Annotated in this window: 27 protein-coding genes; 9 read left to right on the top strand and 18 right to left on the bottom strand. The window is 45.4% G+C overall.

The annotated features are described in order from the left end of the window. Window positions 1-23: 23 nt before the first annotated feature. From M1D72_RS14270 to M1D72_RS14250, 5 genes are all read right to left on the bottom strand, one after another. A complete protein-coding gene (locus M1D72_RS14270; protein ID WP_456297341.1) occupies window positions 24-1,904 on the bottom strand; it encodes a propionyl-CoA synthetase in 1,881 nt (626 codons plus the stop codon). A 59-nt stretch (window positions 1,905-1,963) separates the two neighbouring features. After that, window positions 1,964-3,415 (bottom strand): bifunctional 2-methylcitrate dehydratase/aconitate hydratase, encoded by a 1,452-nt coding sequence (locus M1D72_RS14265; RefSeq protein WP_456297340.1) that lies wholly within the window; start codon window positions 3,413-3,415, stop codon window positions 1,964-1,966. 36 nt (window positions 3,416-3,451) lie between these two features. Next, window positions 3,452-4,579, bottom strand: a complete 1,128-nt coding sequence (gene prpC, locus M1D72_RS14260; protein WP_456297339.1) for a bifunctional 2-methylcitrate synthase/citrate synthase — start codon at window positions 4,577-4,579, stop codon at window positions 3,452-3,454. A 116-nt stretch (window positions 4,580-4,695) separates the two neighbouring features. Next, window positions 4,696-5,586 (bottom strand): methylisocitrate lyase, encoded by an 891-nt coding sequence (prpB, locus tag M1D72_RS14255; RefSeq protein WP_456297338.1) that lies wholly within the window; start codon window positions 5,584-5,586, stop codon window positions 4,696-4,698. A 38-nt stretch (window positions 5,587-5,624) separates the two neighbouring features. Continuing rightward, window positions 5,625-6,320 carry a GntR family transcriptional regulator gene (locus M1D72_RS14250; protein WP_456297337.1) on the bottom strand — a complete coding sequence of 232 codons (696 nt, stop codon included), beginning with the start codon at window positions 6,318-6,320 and terminating at the stop codon, window positions 5,625-5,627. Between the two features lie 434 nt (window positions 6,321-6,754). Between M1D72_RS14250 and M1D72_RS14245 the strand changes: the two genes are divergently transcribed. From M1D72_RS14245 to M1D72_RS14225, 5 genes are all read left to right on the top strand, one after another. Beyond that, the gene (locus M1D72_RS14245; RefSeq protein WP_456297336.1) at window positions 6,755-8,170 is read left to right on the top strand and encodes a TolC family protein; all 1,416 of its coding nucleotides are present in this window, start codon (window positions 6,755-6,757) and stop codon (window positions 8,168-8,170) included. Window positions 8,171-8,179: 9 nt separating this feature from the next. Then, window positions 8,180-9,154, top strand: a complete 975-nt coding sequence (locus M1D72_RS14240) for an HlyD family secretion protein (RefSeq protein ID WP_456297335.1) — start codon at window positions 8,180-8,182, stop codon at window positions 9,152-9,154. A 1-nt stretch (window position 9,155) separates the two neighbouring features. Beyond that, a complete protein-coding gene (locus tag M1D72_RS14235) occupies window positions 9,156-10,301 on the top strand; it encodes an ABC transporter permease (RefSeq protein WP_456297334.1) in 1,146 nt (381 codons plus the stop codon). Next, window positions 10,298-11,434 carry an ABC transporter permease gene (locus tag M1D72_RS14230; RefSeq protein ID WP_456297333.1) on the top strand — a complete coding sequence of 379 codons (1,137 nt, stop codon included), beginning with the start codon at window positions 10,298-10,300 and terminating at the stop codon, window positions 11,432-11,434. The genes M1D72_RS14235 and M1D72_RS14230 overlap by 4 nt, the downstream gene beginning before the upstream one ends. A gap of 120 nt (window positions 11,435-11,554) precedes the next feature. Continuing rightward, window positions 11,555-13,084 (top strand): EAL domain-containing protein, encoded by a 1,530-nt coding sequence (locus M1D72_RS14225; protein WP_456297332.1) that lies wholly within the window; start codon window positions 11,555-11,557, stop codon window positions 13,082-13,084. A gap of 13 nt (window positions 13,085-13,097) precedes the next feature. Here the strand turns inward: M1D72_RS14225 and M1D72_RS14220 are convergent, their stop codons facing one another. Together M1D72_RS14220 and M1D72_RS14215 are read right to left on the bottom strand one after the other, a co-directional pair. After that, the gene (locus tag M1D72_RS14220) at window positions 13,098-13,520 is read right to left on the bottom strand and encodes a DUF3859 domain-containing protein (protein ID WP_456297331.1); all 423 of its coding nucleotides are present in this window, start codon (window positions 13,518-13,520) and stop codon (window positions 13,098-13,100) included. Further along, window positions 13,496-13,891 (bottom strand): AAA family ATPase, encoded by a 396-nt coding sequence (locus M1D72_RS14215; RefSeq protein WP_390190032.1) that lies wholly within the window; start codon window positions 13,889-13,891, stop codon window positions 13,496-13,498. Before M1D72_RS14215 ends, M1D72_RS14220 begins: the two co-directional genes overlap by 25 nt. Window positions 13,892-14,017: 126 nt before the next feature. Here M1D72_RS14215 and metA point away from each other — a divergent pair, with 126 nt between their 5' ends. Both metA and pilW read left to right on the top strand, forming a co-directional pair. Further along, on the top strand, window positions 14,018-14,959 hold the full coding sequence (metA, locus tag M1D72_RS14210; RefSeq protein WP_456297330.1) for a homoserine O-succinyltransferase MetA: 942 nt from the start codon (window positions 14,018-14,020) through the stop codon (window positions 14,957-14,959). Between the two features lie 160 nt (window positions 14,960-15,119). Further along, a complete protein-coding gene (pilW, locus tag M1D72_RS14205; protein WP_456297329.1) occupies window positions 15,120-15,839 on the top strand; it encodes a type IV pilus biogenesis/stability protein PilW in 720 nt (239 codons plus the stop codon). A 143-nt stretch (window positions 15,840-15,982) separates the two neighbouring features. Here the strand turns inward: pilW and rlmF are convergent, their stop codons facing one another. From rlmF to M1D72_RS14165, 8 genes are all read right to left on the bottom strand, one after another. Continuing rightward, the gene (gene rlmF / locus M1D72_RS14200; RefSeq protein WP_456297328.1) at window positions 15,983-17,008 is read right to left on the bottom strand and encodes a 23S rRNA (adenine(1618)-N(6))-methyltransferase RlmF; all 1,026 of its coding nucleotides are present in this window, start codon (window positions 17,006-17,008) and stop codon (window positions 15,983-15,985) included. Further along, window positions 17,005-17,511 (bottom strand): M48 metallopeptidase family protein, encoded by a 507-nt coding sequence (locus M1D72_RS14195; protein ID WP_456297327.1) that lies wholly within the window; start codon window positions 17,509-17,511, stop codon window positions 17,005-17,007. The genes rlmF and M1D72_RS14195 overlap by 4 nt, the downstream gene beginning before the upstream one ends. A 548-nt stretch (window positions 17,512-18,059) precedes the next feature. Next, window positions 18,060-18,476 (bottom strand): hypothetical protein, encoded by a 417-nt coding sequence (locus M1D72_RS14190; RefSeq protein WP_456297326.1) that lies wholly within the window; start codon window positions 18,474-18,476, stop codon window positions 18,060-18,062. 31 nt (window positions 18,477-18,507) lie between these two features. Beyond that, entirely contained in the window at window positions 18,508-18,852 is a 345-nt protein-coding gene (locus tag M1D72_RS14185) for a hypothetical protein (RefSeq protein WP_456297325.1), read from the bottom strand. Window positions 18,853-19,657: 805 nt separating this feature from the next. Then, entirely contained in the window at window positions 19,658-19,927 is a 270-nt protein-coding gene (locus M1D72_RS14180; RefSeq protein ID WP_390193011.1) for a Txe/YoeB family addiction module toxin, read from the bottom strand. Then, window positions 19,920-20,174, bottom strand: coding sequence for a type II toxin-antitoxin system Phd/YefM family antitoxin (locus M1D72_RS14175; RefSeq protein WP_456297324.1), 255 nt, complete (start codon window positions 20,172-20,174; stop codon window positions 19,920-19,922). The genes M1D72_RS14180 and M1D72_RS14175 overlap by 8 nt, the downstream gene beginning before the upstream one ends. A 196-nt stretch (window positions 20,175-20,370) precedes the next feature. Continuing rightward, window positions 20,371-20,820 (bottom strand): hypothetical protein, encoded by a 450-nt coding sequence (locus M1D72_RS14170; RefSeq protein WP_456297323.1) that lies wholly within the window; start codon window positions 20,818-20,820, stop codon window positions 20,371-20,373. Continuing rightward, window positions 20,807-21,103: a hypothetical protein gene (locus tag M1D72_RS14165; RefSeq protein WP_456297322.1), complete on the bottom strand. Its 297-nt coding sequence runs from the start codon at window positions 21,101-21,103 to the stop codon at window positions 20,807-20,809. Before M1D72_RS14165 ends, M1D72_RS14170 begins: the two co-directional genes overlap by 14 nt. A gap of 235 nt (window positions 21,104-21,338) precedes the next feature. On the opposite strand from M1D72_RS14165, the gene M1D72_RS14160 reads away from it, so the two are divergent. Continuing rightward, complete coding sequence (locus tag M1D72_RS14160) at window positions 21,339-21,629, top strand: hypothetical protein (protein WP_456297321.1); 291 nt, start codon at window positions 21,339-21,341, stop codon at window positions 21,627-21,629. A gap of 5 nt (window positions 21,630-21,634) precedes the next feature. Further along, window positions 21,635-22,000: a hypothetical protein gene (locus M1D72_RS14155; RefSeq protein WP_456297320.1), complete on the top strand. Its 366-nt coding sequence runs from the start codon at window positions 21,635-21,637 to the stop codon at window positions 21,998-22,000. Window positions 22,001-22,059: 59 nt separating this feature from the next. Here the strand turns inward: M1D72_RS14155 and M1D72_RS14150 are convergent, their stop codons facing one another. Genes M1D72_RS14150 through M1D72_RS14140 form a run of 3 tightly spaced genes read right to left on the bottom strand, consistent with a single transcriptional unit; the run spans window position 22,060 to window position 25,063 of the window. Then, complete coding sequence (locus M1D72_RS14150) at window positions 22,060-23,700, bottom strand: hypothetical protein (RefSeq protein ID WP_456297319.1); 1,641 nt, start codon at window positions 23,698-23,700, stop codon at window positions 22,060-22,062. Beyond that, a complete protein-coding gene (locus M1D72_RS14145; protein WP_456297318.1) occupies window positions 23,697-24,170 on the bottom strand; it encodes a baseplate complex protein in 474 nt (157 codons plus the stop codon). The genes M1D72_RS14150 and M1D72_RS14145 overlap by 4 nt, the downstream gene beginning before the upstream one ends. 2 nt (window positions 24,171-24,172) lie before the next feature. Next, window positions 24,173-25,063, bottom strand: a complete 891-nt coding sequence (locus tag M1D72_RS14140) for a hypothetical protein (RefSeq protein WP_456297317.1) — start codon at window positions 25,061-25,063, stop codon at window positions 24,173-24,175. Between the last annotated feature and the right edge of the window lie 3 nt (window positions 25,064-25,066).

Genomic DNA, 25,066 nt, shown 5'->3' with positions numbered 1-25,066 from the left:
TTTCTTACAACTTCATTCATTAGTTAGGATGAATGCAGTGCTTTTTCAATTTCCGATAAGCTACTAGGGTCATCAATGGTCGAGGGAACGACATATTCTTCGCCATCGGCAATTTGACGAATCACTCGCCGCAGGATTTTTCCTGAGCGTGTTTTAGGTAACCTGTCAACCACCAGTGCATGTTTGAAGCATGCAACAGCACCGATTTCTTCCCTAACCTTACCGACCAATTCCCCTTCAAGCTGCAACGCTTCCACATCAACGCCATCTTTGAGCACCACCAATCCTAACGGCAGTTGACCTTTGAGTTCATCATGGATACCAATCACCGCGCATTCCGCAACAGCAGGGTGCGCGCCAACCACTTCTTCCATTTCTCCGGTTGATAGCCGGTGACCCGCGACGTTTATGACATCGTCAATTCGGCCCATGATGAATAAGTACCCGTCTTGGTCCAAATAACCGCCATCGCCTGAGACATAATAACCCGGGAACTGGCTAAGGTATCCACTTTGGAAGCGATCATGATTACGCCACACGGTTGGTAAACAACTTGGCGGTAGCGGGCGCTTTATCGCAACAAATCCTTGCTGGTTAGGCGCAGCAACTTCTCCTGCTTCGGTTAAAATTTCAACCTGGTACCCCGGTACGGGTTTGGTCGAGGAACCCGCTTTAACCAGTAACGTCTCAAGTCCGATTGGGTTGGCAGAAATCGCCCAACCTGTTTCAGTCTGCCACCAGTGATCAATGACCGGTTTGTGAGTATTCGATTGTACCCATTCAAGTGTCGGTGGATCGAGACGTTCACCCGCCATAAAAATCGTTTCGAGCGCACTAAGATCGTACACATCCAAGCATAATCCTTGTGGGTCTTCTTTTTTTATCGCACGAAAAGCGGTAGGCGCAGAAAACAAGACGTTCACTTTGTATTCCTCACACACACGCCAAAAAGCGCCCGGATCCGGCGTTTTCACGGGTTTCCCTTCAAATAATATGGATGTACAACCATGAATTAATGGCGCATACACGATATAGGAATGCCCAACCACCCATCCTACATCTGACGCTGCCCAAAATACGCCATTTTGAGGCATATTGTAGATAGTCGACATCGAATACTTCATCGCAACGGCATGGCCACCATTATCACGCACGACGCCCTTAGGTTTGCCTGTAGTGCCCGATGTATAAAGAATGTATAGCGGGTCGGTAGCGTTGAGTGGCACACAATCTTGCGGGGATGCTTTCGCCACCAACTGCTGCCAATCGACATCACGCGGTTGGTCGAGTTCAGCGGGGCATTGAGGTCGCTGAAATACCACCACTTGCTCTGGTTTCCAGCGACTGTCCATCACGGCTTTGTCGACCAGCGGTTTATAAGGCAACACTTTATTAATTTCTATACCGCAAGACGCCGTCAATAATAATTTCGGTTCGGCATCCTCGATGCGAACCGAAAGCTCATTGGGGGCAAAACCGCCAAAGACCACAGAGTGAATGGCACCTATCCTTGCACAGGCCAACATAGCCATTACCGCCTGAGGAACCATCGGCATATAGATGACAACACGATCACCCTTTTCAACGCCTAAATCCGTCAACATACCCGCGACGAGGGCTACTTCATCTTTTAATTGCTGGTACGTGTAAACATGCTTTTGACCCGTTACCGGAGAGTCGTATATCAGCGCTTGATACGCTCCCCGTCCTTGTTGACAATGATAGTCAAGGGCCAGCCAAGCCGTGTTCATTTCACCATCAGGAAACCAGCGTTCGATACCATTTTCATCAAGGCAAATGCCTTGCGTCGGAGCGCTAAACCAATCAATTTGCTTGGCTTGTTCCAACCAATACTGTTCTGGCGACGATTGCGCCATGCGATACTCATTCTCGTAAGCCGACATAGAGGTTCCTCCTTCATTCAAGGAGCGCCGCAAATCGCGCTGCGCTCCATGCATGGTCGCTAGTTGATCACCAAAAGATTCATAAATTCATGAACAGGCGTTTGCTCTAGCTGTTTTTGGTCTTTACACAAAGCAAAAATCTGCTCACAGCGACCTTGAGGAAAACGCGTTTGTAAATTGCGGACAAATTTATTCTCAAGAACAGGAATGCCCTCTTCTCGGCGACGGCGATGACCAATCGGGTATTCGACTTCGACTTTGTCACTATGAGACCCATCGCGATAAAAAATTTGAATCGCATTGGCTATCGAACGTTTGTCTGCCTCCAAGTATTCTTGGGTATAACGCTTATCTTCAATAATGACCATTTTGTTGCGCAGCGCATCAATTCGATCATCAGAACGGTGAAACGCATCTTCATAATGCTCGGCAATTAAATCACCATAAATGAGCGGCACAGCAATCATGTACTGTAAGCAGTGGTCACGGTCGGCTGGATTGGCCAACTCGCCTTGCTTGGAAATGATGCGAATCGCCGACTCGTGGGTCGTCACTTCAATGCGCTCGATATCATCTAAGCGATGTTTAACTTGGTCGTGAAGGGTAACTGCACATTCAACGGCGGTTTGTGAATGAAACTCAGCCGGGAATGAGATTTTAAATAACACATTTTCCATTACATAACTGGCGAACGGCTGGTTGACCTTGAAAGAGTCACCGTTAAACAGCACATCGTAATAGCCCCATTTAGGCGCACTGAGTACCGTTGGAATACCCATTTCACCTTTCATCGCGATTAAAGCCAGCCTAACCGCTCGTGAAGTTGCATCACCGGCGGCCCAAGATTTACGCGAACCTGCGTTTGGTGCATGACGGTAGGTCCTTAGTGAGCAACCATCCACCCAAGCATGAGACACGGCATTAATAATCTGTTCTAGCGAGCCTCCTAGCATTTTCGTCACTACCGCCGTTGAAGCCACTCTGACCAACAGTACATGGTCAAGACCTACTCGGTTATAGCTGTTTTCTAGCGCCAAAACGCCTTGGATTTCATGCGCTTTGATCATCGCGGTTAACACATCTTTCATGGTTAACGGCGGCTTTCCTTGCGCCGCTGCAACTCGACTTAGGTAATCAGCGGTCGCCAATATCCCCCCTAAGTTGTCAGAGGGGTGCCCCCATTCTGCGGCCAACCACGTGTCGTTAAAGTCCAGCCAACGTATCATGCACCCGATGTTAAATGCGGCAGTGACTGGGTCAAGTTCATGGGAAGTGCCTGGCACGCGTGCGCCATGTTGTACCGACGTTCCTGGCACCAGAGGCCCCATGTGTTTGGTGCACTCGGGAAAGCGCAGCGCAAGTAGCCCGCAGCCTAATGTGTCCATTAAACAGTTACGTGCGGTGTCATAGGCTTCGCTTGATGTAATCTCAGTTTCATTGACGTAATTCGCAATCTTAACTAATAACTCATCTGGTTGAGGGCGTTCATTCAGTTCTACATTGTGGCTCATGTTCTTTCCTTGTCTTAAAGTTTTAATCTTCTTTGATTAACGCTGTTCAATCGGTAGCCATGCTTGATGCTCTGGACCTTGATAATCGGCGCTCGGGCGAATGATTCGATTGTTCTCACGCTGTTCAAACACGTGAGCAGCCCAACCGGTCAATCGGCTCATCACAAAAATTGGGGTAAACAAAGGCGTTGGAATATCCATAAAGTGATAGGCGGAAGCATGGAAAAAATCTGCGTTACAGAATAAGTCTTTTTCACGCTTCATCACCGCTTCAACTCGCTCGGAAACAGCATAAAGATGGTCATCTTGCGCGCCAAACGACAAGGCTTGAGACCACTGCTTGATCAGTGCGTTACGCGGGTCACTTTCACGGTAAATCGCATGGCCAAATCCCATGATTTTTTCTTTATTTTTGAGCATCTCGAGGATTCGCTGCTCGGCTTCTTCCGGCGTTCGCCAATCTTTTATCATCGCCATCGCCGCTTCATTAGCACCGCCATGTAGCGGCCCACGTAATGTGCCTATCGCGGCGGTAACACATGAATGGATATCCGATAACGTAGATGCGCAGACCCGAGCGGCGAACGTTGATGCATTGAATTCATGCTCAGCATAAAGAATCAATGAACAATGCATGACTTGCTTATGCAGTTCGCTTGGCGTTTTGCCCGTTAACATTTTTAGAAAGTAGCCACCGATTGAATCTTCACTCTGATCGTCGGTGTCAATGCGCACACCGTGATGACTGAAACGATACCAATAGCAAATGATGGCAGGAAAGGTGGCAAGCATACGTTCAGTCGCCGCGAGTTGCTGGCTAAAGTCTTGCTCTTGCTCAAGGTTACCAAGCATTGAACAGCCAGTGCGCATCACATCCATTGGGTGAGCATCGGCTGGAATCAGTTCTAATGCCGTCTTGAGCGCTTGAGGCAAACCACGCAAGGCAATTAATTTCGTCTTATACTGGTCAAGCTCTTGTTGGTTGGGTAAATGTCCGACCAACAGTAAATGAGCCACTTCTTCAAATTGGGCATGATTGGCAAGGTCGCTGATGTCATAACCTCGGTAGGTTAAGCCCGTCCCTGTTTTACCAACAGTACACAACGATGTTGTGCCCGCACTTTGACCGCGCAGCCCTGCGCCGCCTAACTCTTTTTGTGGCATGTTGAACTCCTTTTCAGACCGATTGCATAGCTCTCTTTGGAGCAATTTTTAGTCAATCAGCCCGGTTTCACGTTATTGGATTAGGTTGATGTAGATATGGGTGTAGTAACCGCGCCTCACTCGGAAAATAGTCTGTCTAATTTTTGCTCGTAGTCGTGGTAATTCAGATAATCATAAAGCTCACTGCGTGTTTGCATTTGCTCAAGTAGCGCGCTCTGATTTCCTTCTGCCAGCAAGTGTCGATACACGCGTTCAGCGGCTTGGTTCATGGCACGAAATGCACTCAATGGGTATAGAACCATGTCAACGCTGACCTCAGCGAGTTGGTCACAGCTATATAGAGGGGTCTGACCAAACTCCGTAATATTGGCAAGTATCGGAACTTTTTTACCTGTTGCTTGCTGCAATGCATTGGAAAACTGAAGATATTGATTGAGCTCGGTCATGGCTTCAGGAAAAATCATATCAGCGCCAGATTCAACATAAGCAATAGCGCGCTCGATCGCACTGTCCATACCTTCTACAGCCAGCGCATCGGTTCTTGCCATGATGACAAATTGTTCATCACAACGGGCATCTACCGCTGATTTAACGCGGTCAACCATTTCCTGAGTCGAAACAATCGCCTTATTCGGCCGGTGTCCACAACGCTTTTGTGCCACCTGGTCTTCCATGTGCACCGCTGCGGCTCCCGCTTTCTCCATCGCTTTAATGGTTCGCGCGATATTAAACGCGCCGCCAAATCCCGTATCAATATCGACAAGCAGGGGTAAATCACTTGCATTGGTGATACGCTCTACATCAACCAGCACATCGTTCAATGTGGTGATGCCTAAATCTGGTAACCCGTACGACGCGTTAGCGATGCCGCCGCCAGATAGATAAATCGCTTGATGCCCTATTTGCTTGGCCATCAGCGCGCAATACGGATTAATCGTACCGACGATTTGCAGCGGTTTATTCCGCTCTAACGCTTGTCGAAAATGACGCCCTGGTGAAATGCTCATCGTGACTCTCCTGTGAATGAATTCAAATGAAATCGTGGTTATGTGCTGTGTTCGTCCAGCCGAATTTGCTGCTCTATTAAATCTCTACTGCGAGAAATGTGACGTCTCATTAGCAGCTCAGCTAACTCTTCATCGCCCTGTTCAATCGCCTGCAGGATAAATTTATGCTCCTGCAGCGCCTCTGTTGGCCTAGAGTGAGAACGGGGGGATTGGAAGCGATACATGCGAAGTAAGTGGTAAAGCTCATCACACAACAATGTGGTCAATTGCTGATTACGGCTGGCTTTGATAATTTGATAGTGGAAGTCAAAGTCACCTTGTTGATGAAAATAGGAAGCCCCTTCAACTTGCTCAATATGTTCAGAGTGCGCCGCCAACACCGTTTTTAGTGCTTGCAGTTCCTTGGGGCGAATATGGCGAGCAGCTAGACGGGCCGCCATCCCCTCGAGCGCTTCACGCACTGCGTACAGTTCAACAAGCTTAGTTAGCGTCAACGTGGTGACCCGAGCGCCGACATGAGGAATGCGTTCAATCAGCCCTAGCCCCTCAACACGCATTATCGCTTCCCGTAGTGGCCCTCGACTCACCTGCAAGCGCTTAGCTAATTCAGGTTCAGAGATCTTAGCGCCACTAGGAACACTACCACTAACAATACTCTCAATCAGGTATTCGGTTAGGTTAGCCGACTTCGTTAGCTCCTTGGCTGTCATGTCTATGGATGTAACAGAGTTCATTCGTAACGCCTCAAAAATTTGTCGACAATAAATAGATAACACCCCAAAAATAACCAACAAAATGGCAATATAAAAGAACATTGTCGACAATTAAGACTAATGTCTTAGCCGACATGGCAGGCTGATTTACCTAGGTTTTTGATTTAGTGATGAAAGGAAGAGCAGTATTAGGATAAGGGGCTGAGGACATCGTTGGGCTATTCGACTTTAGTCAAATGACATCACTGATTATGTCCCCATTAAACGCACGTGAATGATGACTATTGCTTCCCGACTTAGGTTAACAAGTCACAGAACTGTTAAATCATCAATATAATCAATAAGTCCGCTTGAACTCATGGCTATTTTCATGCCTATACTCTGTTAAGCTCTTCTATTGCGGTAGTATTTTTTAGAGCATATACTCTAATCATTTTCAGCCATTAGGTAGGTTAATGCGACAACTTTTGGTTCTTATCGGTTGTTTTGGTGCGATAGCGCCTAGCATAAATGCGGCAACCATTAGCTTTCCCCAAGCTTGGGAAATAGTGCAACAAGACAATAACTCCTTAGCGGCTGAACGCGCTAACGTTGATCGCTATCAACATCTGCAAGAGGCGAGTTCTGCACGTAACTGGCCATCAATAACGGTGGGCGCCAATTACACCTATTTGGATCAGGATGTGACGTTGTCGGGGCGTCAGATTGTCAACAGTACGGGCGCGAACATCACCTTGCCACCGAGTGTTGCAGCATCCGATTTAGGCGCGGTAATCAGCGGGCTTGGCGATCTCACGTCAACCATCACAGAGCGGGATATTTTCAGCTCGTCAATACGCGCCATGTGGCCAATTTTCACTGGCGGTCGAATTAGTGCTGCGCAATCGGCAGCAACAGGTCAAACGCAAGAAGCACAAAGCCAACTGGCGATGGAAACACAAGCGCGATTTGAAGATTTGAGCAAATACTATTTCAGTGTGTTACTTGCACAAGATGTCCTTCAGACACGTAACTTAGTGGTAAAAGGCTTAAACCGCCATTATGAGAATGCATTAAAGCTTGAACAGCAAGGACAAATCGCTCGAGTTGAACGCTTGCAAGCTGAATCCGCCCTCGACCGAGCGACCATTGAACAAAAGAAAGCCCGGAATAATCTAAAAATCGCCCAAAATGCGCTCACTCAAATATTAAATCAAAATGTGATGGTTGAACCCGGTGACTCACTTTTTACCAATGATCACCTTCCGGCAATCGACACCTTTGTGACCCAAACTTTAAACACCTATCCTGGGCTGGCTTTGCTCGATGCAAAAGAAAAACAAGCACAAAGTCTTATAAAAGCCGAGAAAGGTAAGTATTACCCAAATGTCTACCTATATGGGGATTACAGCTTGTACGAAGATGACTCCCTAGCCAGTCAACTTAAGCCAGATTGGCTGGTGGGCATCGGTGTTAGTATCCCGCTAATTGATAATTCCGGGCGGGGAGATAACCTTGCCGCCGCGCACAGCGCGGTACTTCAAGTTCGACATAAACGTGCTCAAGCGAAACAAGACCTCAACGTATTGGTACAAAAAACCTACTACCAAGCACAACAAGCACAAGAAGAAGTGAGTGGTCTCACCTCTAGCCTGCGCTTAGCCAAAGAGAACCTAAGGTTACGTCAAAAGGCATTTTCGCAAGGGTTATCGACGTCCACCGATGTGGTTGATGCAGAACTCAATCTAGCAAGCGTCAAAACACAGCAAGCAACCGCAAAGTTTCATTACGTAACGGCACTTTCACGATTACTCGCTCTTTCGAGCAATATGAACGACTTCGCTCAATATCAAATCCGTTCAACCGCCTATCAGCCAACATCTACACATTAAGGAATTACAATGAAATCGCTTAAAGTCACCTTACTTAGTGTATTTAGCCTTATCTTGGTTGCTTGGATTGGATGGAGTTTCTACCAAGCTTATCAACCGCAGCCTATAAAAATTCAAGGGCAAATTGAGTCCCAGCAATACAGCATCTCGTCAAAAGTGGCTGGACGTATTGATAAAGTCTTTGTACGTAAAGGCGATCAAGTCCAAACGGGACAACTCATTTTCACTCTTCACAGCCCTGAAATTGAAGCAAAACTCCAACAAGCTCAAGCGAATAAAGCCGCCGCGGGGGCCCTTGCTCAAGAAGCACAACAAGGAGCCCGCCAGCAACAAGTTCAAGCGGCAAAAGATCAATGGCTTAAAGCGAAAGCGGCCACCGACCTCAGAGAGAAAACCTACCTGCGGGTGAACAACCTTTATCAGGATGGGGTCGTGGCAGAACAAAAGCGCGATGAAGCGAAAACCCAGTGGGAAGCGGCAAAGTACACGGAAAGCGCGGCTTACCAGATGTATCAAATGGCGCAAGAAGGGACACGTGATGAAGAGAAACAAGCCGCTTCAGAAAAAGAACGCATGGCAGCGGGTGCCGTTGCGGAAGTTGAAGCGTATGCACAAGATACACAAATCGAGAGTTGGTTTGAGGGCGAGGTTTCTCAGGTGTTGTTACAAAGTGGAGAATTAGCGCCGCAAGGTTTTCCTGTGGTCACCGTTGTTGATCGTGAGGATTCATGGGCAGTATTCAATGTCCGTGAAGATCATTTAATGCAGTTTAAAAAAGGTCATACCTTTCAAGCGTTTGTTCCTGCACTTGACAAAAACATTGAATTCAAAGTGACGCATATTGCGCCAATGGGCGATTTTGCCACTTGGCGCTCTACCGATTCATCCCAAGGCTTTGATTTACGCACATTCGAAGTCGAAGCGCGCCCAACCCAGAATGAACAAGCTTTGCGTATGGGTATGAGCGTGGCGGTTGAACTGTAACATGACCGCAAGTTTCACTCAGCAGTGGCACATTGTCCGCCACGATAAATGGCTATTGGCGTGCTTAACTTGGTTACCGGTGATGTTGTCTCTATCAATCTGGGCAATATTCAGTGCCGGTATTGCACATAATTTGCCAGTTGGGGTCGTTGACTTAAATCACAGTCGCCTATCTCAACAATTGGTGCGCAACGTGAATGCCAGTCCTACGATGAACGTTACTCAGATGCCGAATGATGTTTCGTCTGCCAAACAAGCGCTTATCGAAGGTGATATTTATGCCTATCTGGTTATTCCTGTCGATTTTGAAAAAGACACGGTAAAAGGCCTATCTCCGCAAGTGTCTGCGTTTTACAACAGTCAATATGTATTGGTGGGAAAACTGATAAACTCGGCCCTCACACAAGCGCATGCGACCTTTAACGCACAAATTGAAACATTGAGTGGCCTATCACAAGGAAGCCAAACTCTATCAGGTGCCATGGCACAGGCGGTACCCATTCAGACTCAAATTACCCCTCTGTTTAACCTCAATTCCAACTATGCGCAGTTTTTGGTCACTGCCATCGTACCAGCACTGTGGCAGATCATGATGGTGGTGGTGACCATTATGATTCTAGCGGCCAACCATCAGCATCAATCACTAGCATGCTGGTTGGGGCCAAAACCATTGCGTCACGTTGTCACAACTATAGCGCCCTACTTCCCTATATATGCGTTACATGGCGCATTATTTTTGGCTTGGTTTTACGGTGTTGAACATTGGCCATTTCATGGTCAATTCGCTTTGGTCATTTTGGCGCAGTGGTTCACAGCCATAGCGTGTATGATCATGGGGGCCTTTTTCTACTTTTTAACGCTTGATACCGCGAGAGCCATGAGTTTTGCTGGCGCTTTTACTGCGCCCAGTTTTGCATTTATGGGTATCACATTTCCCGTTACCGACATGGGGCCACTTGCTCAATTTTGGCGAAGCTTGTTACCCGTCAGTCATTATATTCAGGTGCAGGTCGCGCAAAGCAGTTATGGCGCAGATTTAATATCGACATTGCACAAGTTGATTCCCATGCTGGGGTATAGCCTCCCGTTATTATTGATATCACTGCTGATTACTTGGCAACGGACTAAGCAGGAAAAAGCACGATGAGCTTCTGGACATTAATTAAGCTGGAATTCAAAGCGATATTTGCAAACCCTGTCGTGGTATTAACCGTGTTCGGCGGTGTTGTGTTTTACTCTTTGCTCTATCCTCTGCCCTATCAGCAGCAAACACCTCAACAACAAAAAATAGCGATCGTCAATCTGGATCAAACCGCGACGAGCTATCATCTTGAGCGTATGGTTGATGCCACGCCACAAGTGCAGGTTATCAAACGAATGCACTCGATTGCGCGTGCAAAACAATCATTCTTAGATGGGGAGATCAGTGGCTTACTTGTTATTCCCAAAGACTTTTATAAACACTTGATGTTAGGGAGTAGCCCAACCCTATCTTATGCTGGTGATGCGTCGTACTTTTTAGTCTATGGAACCGTGGTTGAAGGATTAGCCAAAGCAGGCGGGACACTAGCGGCTCAGGCTAAAGTCACTCGCCTACTGAATGATGGAGTCCCGCTTGAAAGGGCCCGTCAGCAGTACGCCCCAACAACCCTAAACTTAAAGCCAACCTTTAACCCACAAATGGGGTACTTAGACTATGTTGTTCCTGCGGTTTTTGTTCTGATTTTGCAGCAGACTTTAGTGATGGCGACCGGGCTGATGGTGGGCACACAACGAAATAATGATGGTTACTGGCGAAACACCTCTCCCATCAAGTTGATGGCAGTTCGCAGCTTCGTCTTCGTGTGTATTTATTATGTGCTGGCGATGTTTTATTTTGGGTCACGCTTTGCAGCGCTTGACGTTAATCGGCTGGCTAGTATTTCCGAACTTATTACCTTCATTTTGCCATTTTTCCTCGCATCAAGCTTCATAGGTATTTGGTTGGGGGCACTCACACCAAGGCGTGAGTTGGTCACGGTGGTTGTATTAGTGAGTTCGATGCCATTAATTTTTAGCGCAGGATTTATTTGGCCAGTTGAATCCATCCCTAACTTTATCGTGATCGCTTCCCAATTTTTCCCTAGTACCTCGGCGATCACTGGATTACTGCGCCTCAATCAAATGGGCTCAGAGTGGAGACAAATTGCATTACCTTATATCATTCTTTGGACTTTGGTGAGTTTTTGGGGAATATTGGCATATTTACAACTAAAGCGGCAATTTCGCTCTGTGCACTGATTGCGGTTAAATTTTTGTCATAACCTTCTGACATCCATTCATTTATCGTCAGTTTTCGTTAACATCTATCGCTCACAAATATGTGTTCCGTTTTGTATACATAGGCAACGAGCGAAAACAATGGTTTCTCAATCTCTGTTTGCATCGCTTGGCACGGGTACCAAGTCACTTTTGGCTTTTTTATTGATACCTCTAGTCATTGTGATGCCTGCATCTCTATACATAACTTATGATAGTGTCACTCATAACCTTCAATCGAAAGCGCAGACGTACCTAAACCGTATGGATGACGTTATTACTCAATTGCATGAAGAAAACCAGCAAGCGATTGAAAATAATGACGACTGCATGACAATTCGAGAAAGCATGTTAGATGCGAGCCCACTACGAGAACTTATCTTACTAAGCGATGATATGGCGGTATGCTCCTCGAAACGCGGTATGGTCATTTCCAATATCAGCCCTATTCTCGACCAGCAAACTCAAGCGCAGTCATCCATATTTTTCTATGATAATAATGACGACCCACACCAAAGAACCTTGGTTGTCATGGACCACAGCCCTAAAGGGACTGGCGCACTTGCCCTGGTAGACAAAAACTATCTGATTGACCGCCTAGGCCCAATCGCCAGCGATCAAGTGAGTTACGTCACTTTTAAACTGGGTGACAAAACCTTTCCAAAGGAAAATCCATATCATGAGGCGACATTTTCGCAACTAGAACACTCTGAGCGCTACAACTACTCGGTGCTGCTCAACGCCAACAGTAACTATGTATTTCGCCGCGCCTCATACGCCGCCTTCTTTTGCATTCTCGTTTCGCTGATGATTTCGTTTGCTTTGCTCATCGCTAACCATCGCTATCATCAACGCCACAGTTTGGCTTATGACTTACGCAAAGGTATTCAACGCCGCGAGTTGTTTGTCATGTATCAACCCATCGTGAACAGTGACAACAATGAGATTGAAGGAATCGAAGCCTTAGTGAGATGGAAGCACCCGGATATGAACTTGGTCCGTCCGGATATTTTTGTCCCTTTGGCCGAGCAGCAAAACTTAGTAAATAAAATTACCGATCTTGTACTTGAAGAGAGTTTACACAACTTAAAACAAATTGACCGCACAGCATTGAGTGCGCAGCCTGCGTTGCACCTTGGGGTCAATGTCGCGCCACAATATCTTCACCACCCAAATAACATCGATAAATTGGTTGAGTACGCCAACGCTTTTGAAGCCTTAGGCTTTACCTTAACGGTTGAGATTACAGAGCGTCAAGTACTCGACCATACGGGCAGAGAAACCCTTAAAGTGTTGCGAAATCATGGCGTAGCAATAGCCATTGATGATTTTGGGACTGGGCATACCTCACTCTCCGTGATTCAACAAACCCAGTTTGATTATTTGAAAATTGATAAATGCTTTATTGATAGCATTGGCCTAGACACCGTCAACACGCCGGTTCTCAATACCATTGTCGATTTGGGCCACCGTTTAGGAGTAAAAATCATCGCTGAAGGTGTTGAACAAAGCCTGCAAGCTGAGTATTTGAAACAGGTAAACGTCCCACTGTTACAAGGGTATCTGTTTAGCCATCCCATTGATATTTCAACGTTAAAACACTTGTTAAGCGTAGAGCCGAATCCCGCCTAGGCAGCCATGTTGGCTAAAACCCGCGGCGTTTCCAAAATTGGCTTTCGTCGCACGCGCAAACGTGGAAGACTTTTTCTGCAATCACGCGTCCGTTCATGGTCAACGACATGCGCCACTTTCCAAGTTTATCCTCAATCGGTTCCCAGATGGTATCACCAAGATAGAAATCCCAATCGTTACTTCCAACATGAATCTCACCGGTAAATGGTTCCAGTAACTCCCCGCGCTTGCTCAAAATACCGGGATGTTCAATACAGTATTCAATCACAACACCCTTGGCTTTTTTTATGTTCACCACAAAACCAAACTCGATGTCGATATCAGCCGTCACATCGGTCGTAAAATCTTGAATTTTCGGAAGATGTTTTGAATTCGAGTCCCATTGGGTGTAAATACCATATGACGTCATTTCTATGACTGGCGAGCGTTTGGCCATGATTGCCACCGTTTTTTCATTGATTGAATGGTTTTGTCACTAACGCCATGAATATTGGGGTACTGTTCATGGCATTCGATAACATCTAATTGTGCACCGAAACGCTTAGCGAGTTTGGCATAGGGTGCGATTTCCCAGCGACGCACAAACGTATTAGCGACGACGACACTTTCTCCACGCGCCAGGCTTTGCTGAGTTTGCTGTCGGCACCAATGATGTGCTTGCTCAAGCTTATCTGGGCGAAAATGATAACACCCTTGGTTATCAATAAAGTACATATCCGCTTCATAGTGTGGGATACCCATAGAGCGAGCTAATGTACTTTTACCCGAGCCCGGCAAGCCGCGAATCAATGTTAGCGTTAATCTCATAGCGCACTTATATTGCTTTAAGGGCGTGCATAATAACGTAAAAAGACCGCGATAAGCTATCGACATCCTTTGAACTTTACGCTAAGTTTGGAGGTATAGACGTCTAGACTACTTAGGGAGCAAGTTGTGCCGATTAAAATTCCTGATCAATTGCCAGCCACCGATGTGCTGCGCCAAGAAAATATCTTTGTGATGTCAGAGTCTCGCGCTTTGACTCAGGGCATCCGTCCTTTGAAGATTTTGATCTTGAATCTAATGCCAAAGAAAATTGAGACGGAAACGCAGTTTTTACGCTTATTGTCGAACTCGCCACTTCAACTGGATATCGAGTTGTTACGTATCGATGATCGTCCAAGCAAAAATACGCCCGAAGAGCACCTCAACACCTTCTACCGCCAGTTTCAAACTATCGAGCATCGCAATTTCGACGGCTTGATCATTACGGGAGCACCGCTTGGCTTAGTTCAATTTGAAGACGTCCTCTATTGGGATCATCTCAAAACCATTATGAATTGGGCGAAAGACCACGTCACCTCGACGCTGTATGTTTGTTGGGCTGCTCAAGCAGGCTTAAAGCTCCTGTATAACTTGCCCAAACGCACACTAAAAGAAAAGTTATCTGGTGTATATCATCATCAAATCCAGCATCAATTTCATCCTATTTTGCGCGGCTTTGACGACACTTTTTTAGCCCCACACTCGCGCTACGCGGATTTCTCACCTGAGTTTCTGGCGGAGAATACGGACTTAGATATTCTTGCTACCTCAGATGTCGCTGGCGTATACCTAGCCGCAACCAAAGATAAACGTAATGTGTTTGTGACAGGCCATCCAGAATATGATGCCAATACACTGCATAACGAATATGTTCGCGATCTTGGTGAGGGCATGGAGCCAAACATTCCGGTCAATTACTACCAAAATGACAACCCGGATAACCCACCAAGTGCGACTTGGCGTAGCCATGGGCATTTGCTATTTGCCAACTGGCTTAACTACTGCGTTTATCAGCAAACGCCATACGATCTCGATCATTTCAGCGAATCGAATTTCACAAAAGACGATTAAGAAGTTTGAGATAAAACTGTGTTGTCACTCCAAAGGTCGCAAACTGCGGCCTTTTATTTTGCAGAGTATACCGTCACGTTGACTCGCAACCATACATATTGGCTGATCGTGAGCAGCTAAGCACCAGTTAAGATAAAGCGGTTTGAAATGAGGAGTGTCTATGCGCCACATTGCGCTATTTATCATGACTATGCTGCTGAATACTGGCTGCGCAAATGTGTCGAGCGCTGAAAACGCAGAGCGAGAAAACAAAGCAAACGCGCGTATCGCACTAGGACTTGCCTATTTAAAACAAGGCGATCACACCAAAGCTTGGCAAAATTTACTTGTCGCCCAAAATCATGCTCCTCGCTACCTACATACTCAGTTAGCTCTTGCTCATTATTATACCCAAGTCAATGAGTTAGAACGTGCAGAAAGCCTTTATTTGCAGACGCTCAAGGATCACCCAAATAACGGTGATGTGATGAATAACTATGGTACGTTTTTATGTCACAAAAAGGATTATCAACACGCACAGCGCTGGTTGTTAAAAGCGATCAAGCAGCGTGACTACGTATCCGTTGCGACCAGTTATGAAAATATGGGGCTTTGTGCATTAAAAGCACATCACGACACAAATGCCATGACCTACTTCGCGCAAAGCGTGAAACATGACCCAAGGCAAATTCGCGCTTGGCAACACTGGATTGCTTTACTGATTCAACATCAACGCATTTCGCAGGCCGAGCAGCAACTCAAAACATATCTTACGTATCATGGCGCCGATAAATACTACACAGCGATGATGCTCTTGGTTAACGCCGCTTTGAATAATGAGTTTGTCGCCGACGACGAACACGATGTCGACGTTGAATCGAGCGATACTCTAAAAATATAATTCGTATGAAGGCAAATAAGCCTAGTATGAATAACCCGGCGAATAACCATAGAAAGCTTGAGCAGATCCAATCGGGCTCACAAGGCATATAGATTTCAAATTCCATACGCCCTCCTCAATGGAACTAAATATCATCAATAAGTTTAGCACTTATACTTGAACCATTGATGACGCTGCTCAGGCGTTTTAAACGTCCATGCCACGAAGCGACTGACTTTTTGCCCCTGTTGCATTTCAACGACTTTCGCTTCAACAGCCCCTACCGATTGTAACTGTTTTTTCAACCAGCGAACGTTCTCCTTTTTTGATAGAAGTGTTGAAAACCATGCCACTTGCTGAGCGTACAATCGGCTCTCTGTCGCCATCTGCTTAACAAAAGTGGCTTCTCCGCCCGGACACCATAGCTCTGCTTTTTGGCCTCCGAAATTCAGAGTCGTATTTTTTGCCTCTGTTGCAGATGTTCCTCGCCGTTTGACTTTATTCGCCGCCAAATTACGTTGTTTACGTTCACTGCCTTGTGCCGCTTCCTGTTCTGAGCGGTGAAAAGGAGGGTTACAGGTCGTAACATCATAAAACTCCCCAGGGCGAATAACATTGGCAAACATCGAAGTGCGGTCACTTTGCAACCTGCATTCAATCTGTCCCTTAAGCCGTGAGTTTCGCTCAACGATTCGCTGCGCGTTTTCGACCGATATAGGGTCAATATCGCTGCCCACATAGCGCCAACCATAAGCACGAACACCAACGATGGGATAGATACAATTAGCACCAACACCAATATCCAACGCGTTAATTAAACCGTGCTTGAGCCCTTTACACTCCGAAGTTAAAACGTCAGCCAGTCGGTGAATATAATCGGCGCGCCCAGGGATAGGCGGACACAAAAAACCTGAAGGAATTTGCCACTCTGTAACACCATAATAATGTTTGAGTAGTGCTTTATTCAGCAAAATTACCGATTGGGAATTTGCAAAATCAATACTTGACTCCCCTTTCGGTGTGGTGATGATGTGAGCTTTAAGTTCAGGAAGCTCTTTGACCAAAACGGAGAAGTCATAGCGCCCTTGATGAAGATTACGTGCATGAAGGCCCGGCTTTGACTTGATCACCGTCCATTTCAGCGGCGCGGAAGCGCTTTGAGAAGTAGCTTGCGGTGAACGTTGAGTCATGATCTTTCCTCATTCAATTCCTGACAAATCAAAAATAACCGAGCATCAAGCTCAAGCTGATGATAGTCAGGCAGCATATGGCAACACAGTTGATAAAAGGCTTTATCGTGCTGTTTCTCTTTAATATGGGCTAACTCATGGACCACCAGCATCCGCAATAACGGTTCAGGTGCTTTTTTAAATACACTCGCAATACGGATTTCATTCTTACTTTTAATTTTATTGCCGTGTACTTTCGTCGCATAAGTATGTAGTCCCAGAGCATTATGAATTAAGTGAATTTTACTATCATAAATCGCTTTACTAAGCGGGGAGCTCTTTCTCATGTAACGATTTTTAATCGCCATGGTGTATTCAAATAACGCTTTTTCACTTTGAATTTGGTGTGTCTCTGGATATTTACGCTCAAACCAGACACTCAGTTGATCACTTTCAATTAAACGACTAACCTGCTCGATAATTGTTGGGGGATAGCCTTGAATATACTTTAAGGATGGGTGCATAACGTTTGCCTAAACAGGTTCACCACAAAAAACGGCGCCAAGTGTACCTTATTCTCACTTGCCATTCATCGCCTTTCGGATAGACTCTGACTCTTCAACATGCCTGAGGAATAAAATGAAACGCGTGGATTTATTTGTAGATGATTAAACTTAATAAAATCAATATCTTATCTTAAAACCCAATAACAATGGCGATTAAGTGGCGACAGATATAAATTAGATAAAATACGGCGGCTTAGGATCCACTTTGACAATGTGCTTCTCTAGCACGAACTGTTGGTTCTTATATTTGATGTAAGGGTATGCAAAAGGGAAATACCCTTGTTGGCCACAGTTAGTACATTTATGGCCCCAACGGTTTGGTAGTGGGTCCATAGAGTTATCGACTCGATCAACATGTCTATCCAAAGGGAGTGTGGCAAACTCACTTTTGGACGAAAGCGATTTTGGATTGTAAAGTAACTACGTTACTTTACAATCCAATGTCTTAATGTGCTTATTTGATGATCAGAGTAATCAAAAATTGATACTTGTGAAATGATTTAGTTTCAGTTGTTTTGGTAGAGATCAAGTGTGGTGAGTACATAGCGCAAACTGAAAGGCTTTTGCAATTTGTGCTGTATTTTCATGACTTCCTGTTTGTTGATACCCTGCATTCGGTTCGCTGCCAACTCATCTAATGGAGTGATTACTTCCTGATATTCAAACGCTATCTGTTTATTGTCATCTTGAGCAATAGCAGCTTTAAGCTGAGCGATTTCATCTTGCGTACACAGGTTTTGGTTATAATTGTAGACGTAACCAATCACAGAGCGTTTGTCCTCAAAACTAAGCGAATCGAACCATTCATTGGTAGGGAATGGAACAGTGTTGGCCTCAGCGAAATCGACACATTCGTTGTATCGTTCATCCCACGCTTTTGCGGCATTTTCACTGGTCACTTGCGTTTGAGCGCAAGCTGTCACGAATAACGCTACGCACATTATAGAAAAGAATTTATTTAGCGGCTTCACTTACACAACTCCAAAACTTTCTTTCTTCACCATATGAATACAATTCTTGTTCGTTGGCTATCATAAAGACATTTCTTCGAACGAATTTATTTGCTGAACTCATAGCAGAGATAAACGTATCCCAATCATGTTCGCGTATGGTTATCATTGTCTCAAAAGGAGACTTAGTGACACTAGGAGTCGCGAATATCGAATAAAAAGGAGTCGCAGCGAGTATCCCCTCAAGTAGAGTACCCCTTTCGAGAGTATCTTTGATATCGCCAACTGCTCGCATACTATTTTTACTGAGCTTTAGATTGTTGATATCGCACATTCCAATTCTAGCCAAACTGAACCTCATTTTTTAGAAAAGTTTTATACATAATACCAAACCCCTGAGTTTAAATTTAACCAAATAATTAGTGATATTAACTAATTATTTATTGATTATGACAAGAGATTGAAGTCAGCTTGCAAAAATGGTGCACCTAGACTCAGCTCCCTAGAATCACTGTACTAGGTTAAACTGTAACGTTTGACTCTAAGATGAAAGGTAATTCTGTGAAGCTCTGAGGCAAAACTGAGTCAGCGCATAAGATATACCATGACAAAAACATCGAAACATTTTGAAAAAATGTTTTTGGACTCGAACTCTTCTACAACCCCTGCCACTCAATGGTTCTTAGCATTTTATGCAGATCATTCACTACACTAACAAGATCATCCCAAAAGCCACGAAAAATCATGGAACTCTTATTTTTCATAGAGTTAAGAAAGACAAACAGATCTTTAGAGATCTTCATTTTTTCAATTGACTGAAAAAAACTGAAATGATTGAAATTTTTTAGAACCCTATCTAGAGGGTAAATTGAAATGGGTACCCTACTCTACAGCCCAATAATATAGGGCTCTCAACGGATTACGAGCCCTATACAAATAGCCAGATTTTTCGTAACAACAAAACTGAAAAAAAAGTGATCGAAAAACCTCGCAGCCGGGTGAGGTGAGTGCGAATTTCGTGACGTTGACGTGCCATTGCGTGGTGTAATGAAATCTTGGGACAGGAGAAAATAACGAAAGGCTCTAACTAAGAGTGAAAGAGCCCTATTTAGTAAGAATCAGTAGAATCACAATGGTAAGAGATAATATCTAGTTCAGTAGTGATAGCGGCAGGATAGTATGGTGATAGCATGGTCATCAACGGCGTAAACCAATCGGTTGGTATCATCAATACGGCGTGACCAAAAGCCCGCTAAGTTTTCTTTTAAAGGTTCTGGCTTACCAATTCCTTCAAATGGTGAGCGCTTTACATCATTAATAAGCTTATTGATGCGCTTTAAGGTTTTCTTATCTTGAGTTTGCCAATAGAGATAATTTTCCCAGGCTTCGTCTGTCCAGGATAATAGGCGTTGGCCATTACTCATCAATTAGCTCTCGCGCCGTTGTTTTGCCAGCTCGATACTGCTCTATAGAGCGATTCAAATGCTCAGCATTTTTAGGCGAACGAAGCAAATGGACAGTCTCCATTAAGCTGTTGTAGTACTCTAGTGACATCACAACAGCGTCTTCTGAATCACGGCGAGTAATGACCGTCGTATCGGCGTCATTAACAACACTGTCTAAAACCGCTTTCAGACCATTTCTTGCTTCCGTAAAAGATACGATTCTCATAGAACCTCCACATGTACATATAATGGGACAAGTATAAGTCCAGAGCTCGAACATGTACAGCATATAGAACATGTAAAACATAAAGAATCGCTGAGACGACTTATGCGAGACAGTATCAAGAAAGCCCCCAACTAAACAGTTAAGGGCCTTGAGGGTAATATATGAAATGGTTTAGACCTCTAGGAGGTTCGGACAATCATTCACTTCTTATCTTTTTAAATTCATCCAAAACATCGAATGTATTTGAAAACAGATCAGTACTAGATAGACGCTTTATTTCATCAAGAAATTCTTCTGTCACAATCTCATGATGGAGTGAAATCACACGGTTCTCCATCAAGCCTAAGTAAGCATCTAACGGTTGACGATTACCTGTTTGTTGGTACACAAGGTAAATTTCATACAAATATTCTTTTTCTTGCTCCGCTACGCATTTTCTTAAAGCTGAATCTTTAAGCATTAGCAACGCAATTTTTAAAGAGTAATCATCTAAAGATAGCAACCAGTTATCTTCAACGGTTTTGAGTGAGGTTTCGTTCTGCTGACAAATAGCTGTCTGCGTATTTAATTGCTCAAAAGCATCTTCAATTGAGGCATTAGCACTAAAAGCGATCAAGCCTGAGAGAATAACACTAGCGCGTAGCATCGTAGACACGCCCCCAAAATTTAGCTTCTTTACCACTAGAAAAAAGTCGTGCTTCATCCGCAACCTTGTTGACTTCATTTTTAGTAATGATGTGAGAATACATCATTACCTCACCAAACAAATTCCAACCATGTTCAGAAATAGCTTTAAGACGTTTTCCTACACTCATTCGGCCAGAGAAAAGCTCAATAAATTGGCTTGATGCAACTGACGTCGCCAGTAGTTTTCCTAAAGCTAATTTACTTTCGATACGATCCAAGTAGCCTTTCATCTTTGGTGTCATTACCATTTCGTCAATTTTGCAATACGTCAGCACAGTGAAAACGGTTACGCCTAAATTAATATAATTTATATAGGCAACATATTATATATGCATCAGTGCCTTTGCACGCCTAATTCGATAGTCATTCCAAGTATATTGGTAGTCATTATGCCTACAAAAATAGTCAATATGAACAATTACTTAACAATCATAAAACAGTATAATGCACAGCAAGTTAGTAACAAAGGAACCATAGATGTCGACGTCATTTATATCTAGTGCTGTAGAGCAGATTTACGGGCAAATATCAGGTAAGCAGAAAGCAAATGAGTGGTACAAACTACTTGTCCCAGAACTCCATGAAGCACTTGAACGAGGTACTCCTTTATCAGACCCTCAACTAAGAAAGTTAGTAGAGGCAATTACCAACCTTGCCCCAATGGGAGCTAAGCGCAATAACTTTAAAAGACGTTACATGGATGATCGTGAATCAATGTTATCATTGCCGAGAGATCCAAATAGAATAATGTATGGATATTGGTGGTAACGATAATGAAACGCGCATTTTTAACTCTATACTTAGTAGTAACATCACTTGTTGTGTTGCGTGCACTGATCAATGGCCAAGATTTGATTAACTACTTTGATTTGACAAGTCTGTCTTTGGTTTGTGTTCCAAGTATTCTAGTTTTCTTATTGACGAAGAAAGATCATGACTGTTTCAAATACGTCATTTTAACCTCTATTTTTGCCGGTTTTTTTGGACTAATTCTAGGAGTAATACTAACGTTTTCAAAAGGCTATTTTGATGTAGAAGCAACTTTTGTGGGGGTTGGTGTAGCTCTGCTGCCAATGCTTTATGCTCTACTTTTAAGCCTTTTAATTTTACCCTTTCAATTAATATCAAAAGACAAATAAATACAAGCCCATGACGGTATGGGCTTGAAATTTGCTATCCCTCTTGAACCGTTATTATGTTAGTTTGATTGAGAAATGGGATCTAGGCGGGTCTTGAGTTCGGAACTCTGAGTGCCATGATTGGTCATAGCACTTGCTTGAGCGGGAGGCTGTGTCATGGCATTACCTGGCGCTACACCACTGTGAGTATGAGTGGCTAATGTGTCAGCAAGCTCTTTCACGACTTGCATAAGCTCGGATAAAAGTACTAAAACATTTTCCTCTTTAGAGCCTAGCCATGTCTTAGGCGCTTGAAGCCATTGATGCTCTGCCGCGATGCTTCGGCGAACCTTACCGATGGTTTCCACCAAATCCCCTGCCGTGGCGGTTTGCATGTTCCCTAAGCTCCCCAAAACAATATCATCACCCGCTAGCAAGTTAATCGCACCCAGCGCTTCAATCAGCTTCTTGCCTTTCACCTCTTCCGTGCTGTGCTCGCTAACGTCAATATGGTGCTGGCCATACTTTCCCTGGAAGCGGTCGGCTTTATCGATTTGCTCAAACGCGATTGAGGTTTGCGTTTGGTCTGTTTGGTAAGTCATATTGCCAACCGGATCGATTCGGTTGTTGACTTCGTCGCGTTGCTGTTGAAGTTGCTCGCCAGGCTCAATTGAGGGCAGCGCATGCTCACGCCCATAAATGCCACGTATGATTGGCCTATCGTTACGGCCATACGCGAACACGATGTCAACGACATTCCCTTCAAGCGGATAGGATAATAATCCAGATTCATGGCCACTCATATGAACCGGCAACGGAATGGATTGATACACCGGCACGCTTAAATCAGGCTGCAGGTGTTCATCGAGCAACTGAACATCGATGGCATAACGTGGACGAAATGGGTCTGCGACTTGACCGGCTTTAACCACATCGCGCACCGCTTCCACGCGGCCAAACTTGGGTAAATGGTACCCAGCCGCAAGTTCGGGGAACTGCTGCAAGGTTTCGCGTTTTTTGGCCAAGACATCGCTTTGACTGTCTTGCCAATACGCGGTCATTTCATCGTCTATCAAATCCAAACGCGTGACGCGTTTGTCGTTCATCACCCTGCCCGGCCGCAGCATCGGAAACGGCACAAAGGTAATACTATTCCCGCTCTGCCGGCTCGTGAACTCTTTGGGCAGTGGCATCGGTTTGTTGGCAAAATGGCTGTGTTCGTACGAACCAAAATAAATCGCCTGGTCGGTACCCTGATACCAAATGCAGTCAGGGACCGAAAAAGCGCGAGCGATTTGCTCTAAACACTGATACCCAGAGCCATGACACACAAAGTTGGGAATGCGCGTGGTCATGTAATCGGCCTCGGGTAGATTAAACTCAAGCCCAGTGAGGGTGGAGAGTTTTTCAATTATCTCTTGGGCTGTCGGATGTTCAATGCTTATCGGCCAACGCTTACTTAAAATACCGGCAAGCTCTTTGACCGTGATTTTGTAGTACCCGTTTTCGGCGCTGTGCACTTTTTCAATAAAGCCTTCGAACCAAGGTGCGAGTTTGTTTTCATAGCCGATATCAAAACGAACCAAATCAAGGCGATTAGGCGCGGTTTCGGCTTTGATTTTGAAGATGGCCACGCTACCCAGCGAGAGCTTTAAGCTCACCATGTGACTCGCCAAATTAACTTCTTCATCATTAATAAACAGGCGTTTGTCTAGCTTCATTGCGTGGCTTCCTCAGCGTTGATGAGCGCTTGTTTTAGGCGAGTATTGTCGCGCTGCTCGGGTTGACTTTGCGCTTTCGCTCGCTGCTCTTTTTGCTCGGCGACACTGTTAAACTCGCGCAGCTCAAACGACACGTTCCAGGCTTGCAGTGTATCGTGCTCGCTAGCATTAATCCGCCCCGTAAATTTGACGTTACGAATTTTGAGCGCCAGCGCAATATCGTTACCGATGCGATACACCTTGCGCTCGTTTGCGTCGTTCTTGGCTGATGCGAGTGTGTAAAGCTGGGTCAATGTCCCTACATTCACAAACGACACGCGCCCACTGAAAGTGAGCTTCTTGCCTTTGTCGCCCTGCTCCGCCGTGTCGGTCCCAGACGATTGGCCGCTCATGTCTTGGTCTTTGAGCTCCATCGACATCTCGACTTTCATCGAGTCCAAATTCACCGGCATCCCATCAAGTGCTAACATCGTTATCCTCCTAGCAGCGCTTCGAAAAACGGCATCGGCTCAGCGCTGAGCAACAGGCTTGCCACCGTCAAAGAATGTTTATTGGGCGCGCCAGCTTGGCTCAGTTGCGTGGCTAAGCTTTCGGTATTGCCCGACATCGAGAACGAATACACGCTCCCCTGGACATTCTTCAGCGCATTGATTTTCTCTGTGATGGCGCTCAATTTGCTTTCGCGCTTAGTAGCCAGCGCCTGCAGTTTTCCAATCACATCGGTGGCATCATCGGCCAATGACTCGAGCATGGCGATTTGCGCCCCTTGCCCAGTAAGCGCGCCCCGCAGTGGATTAGAATTCAGGTGCGCCATCGGCTTAAAGCGTGGCTGGCGAATCCCCGCCGGTTGATGAAACTTATCCACCTCATTAGTGGTGAGCGCCTGGGCTTGCCGCGCCACCTGGCACCAATCTGGCAAAGGCAGCACATGCGTGAGCTGCGCCAACTTACTCGCGAACGGATTAAGCTGAGACGCCGTGGCCATCATCGCAATACAATGAATATTCCCCGTGGGCCGATGCTTATCCGCAAAATCCCGTAATTTTGCCGATAACACATTCACGGCCGTTTGCGGATTGAGATAGCTTCCCGACTCTAGCTTCGTCCCGACATTGAATTGATACGGCGAAACGGTGAGCACCGTTCCGGTCGATAACAAAGCCTCTAGCTCACCACGTAAACCAAGCAGCGCCTCGGCGTCACTGCTTAAAGCATGACGCCCAAACTGGGCGTCACTTTGAAGACTGGATAACCGGCCTAGCGCCTCTTTCATGGTGCTACCCACTTGGCCAGTGACCGATTCCGCTTGAGTTTGAATAGCCTGCGCGCGGCTTGGCCAGCTCAGTTTTGATTCACGCCACATACG

Source organism: Vibrio sp. AK197 (assembly GCF_053903115.1).
The sequence above is the reverse complement of the archived record's forward strand: the minus strand, read 5'-3'. Positions and strand labels throughout refer to the sequence as shown.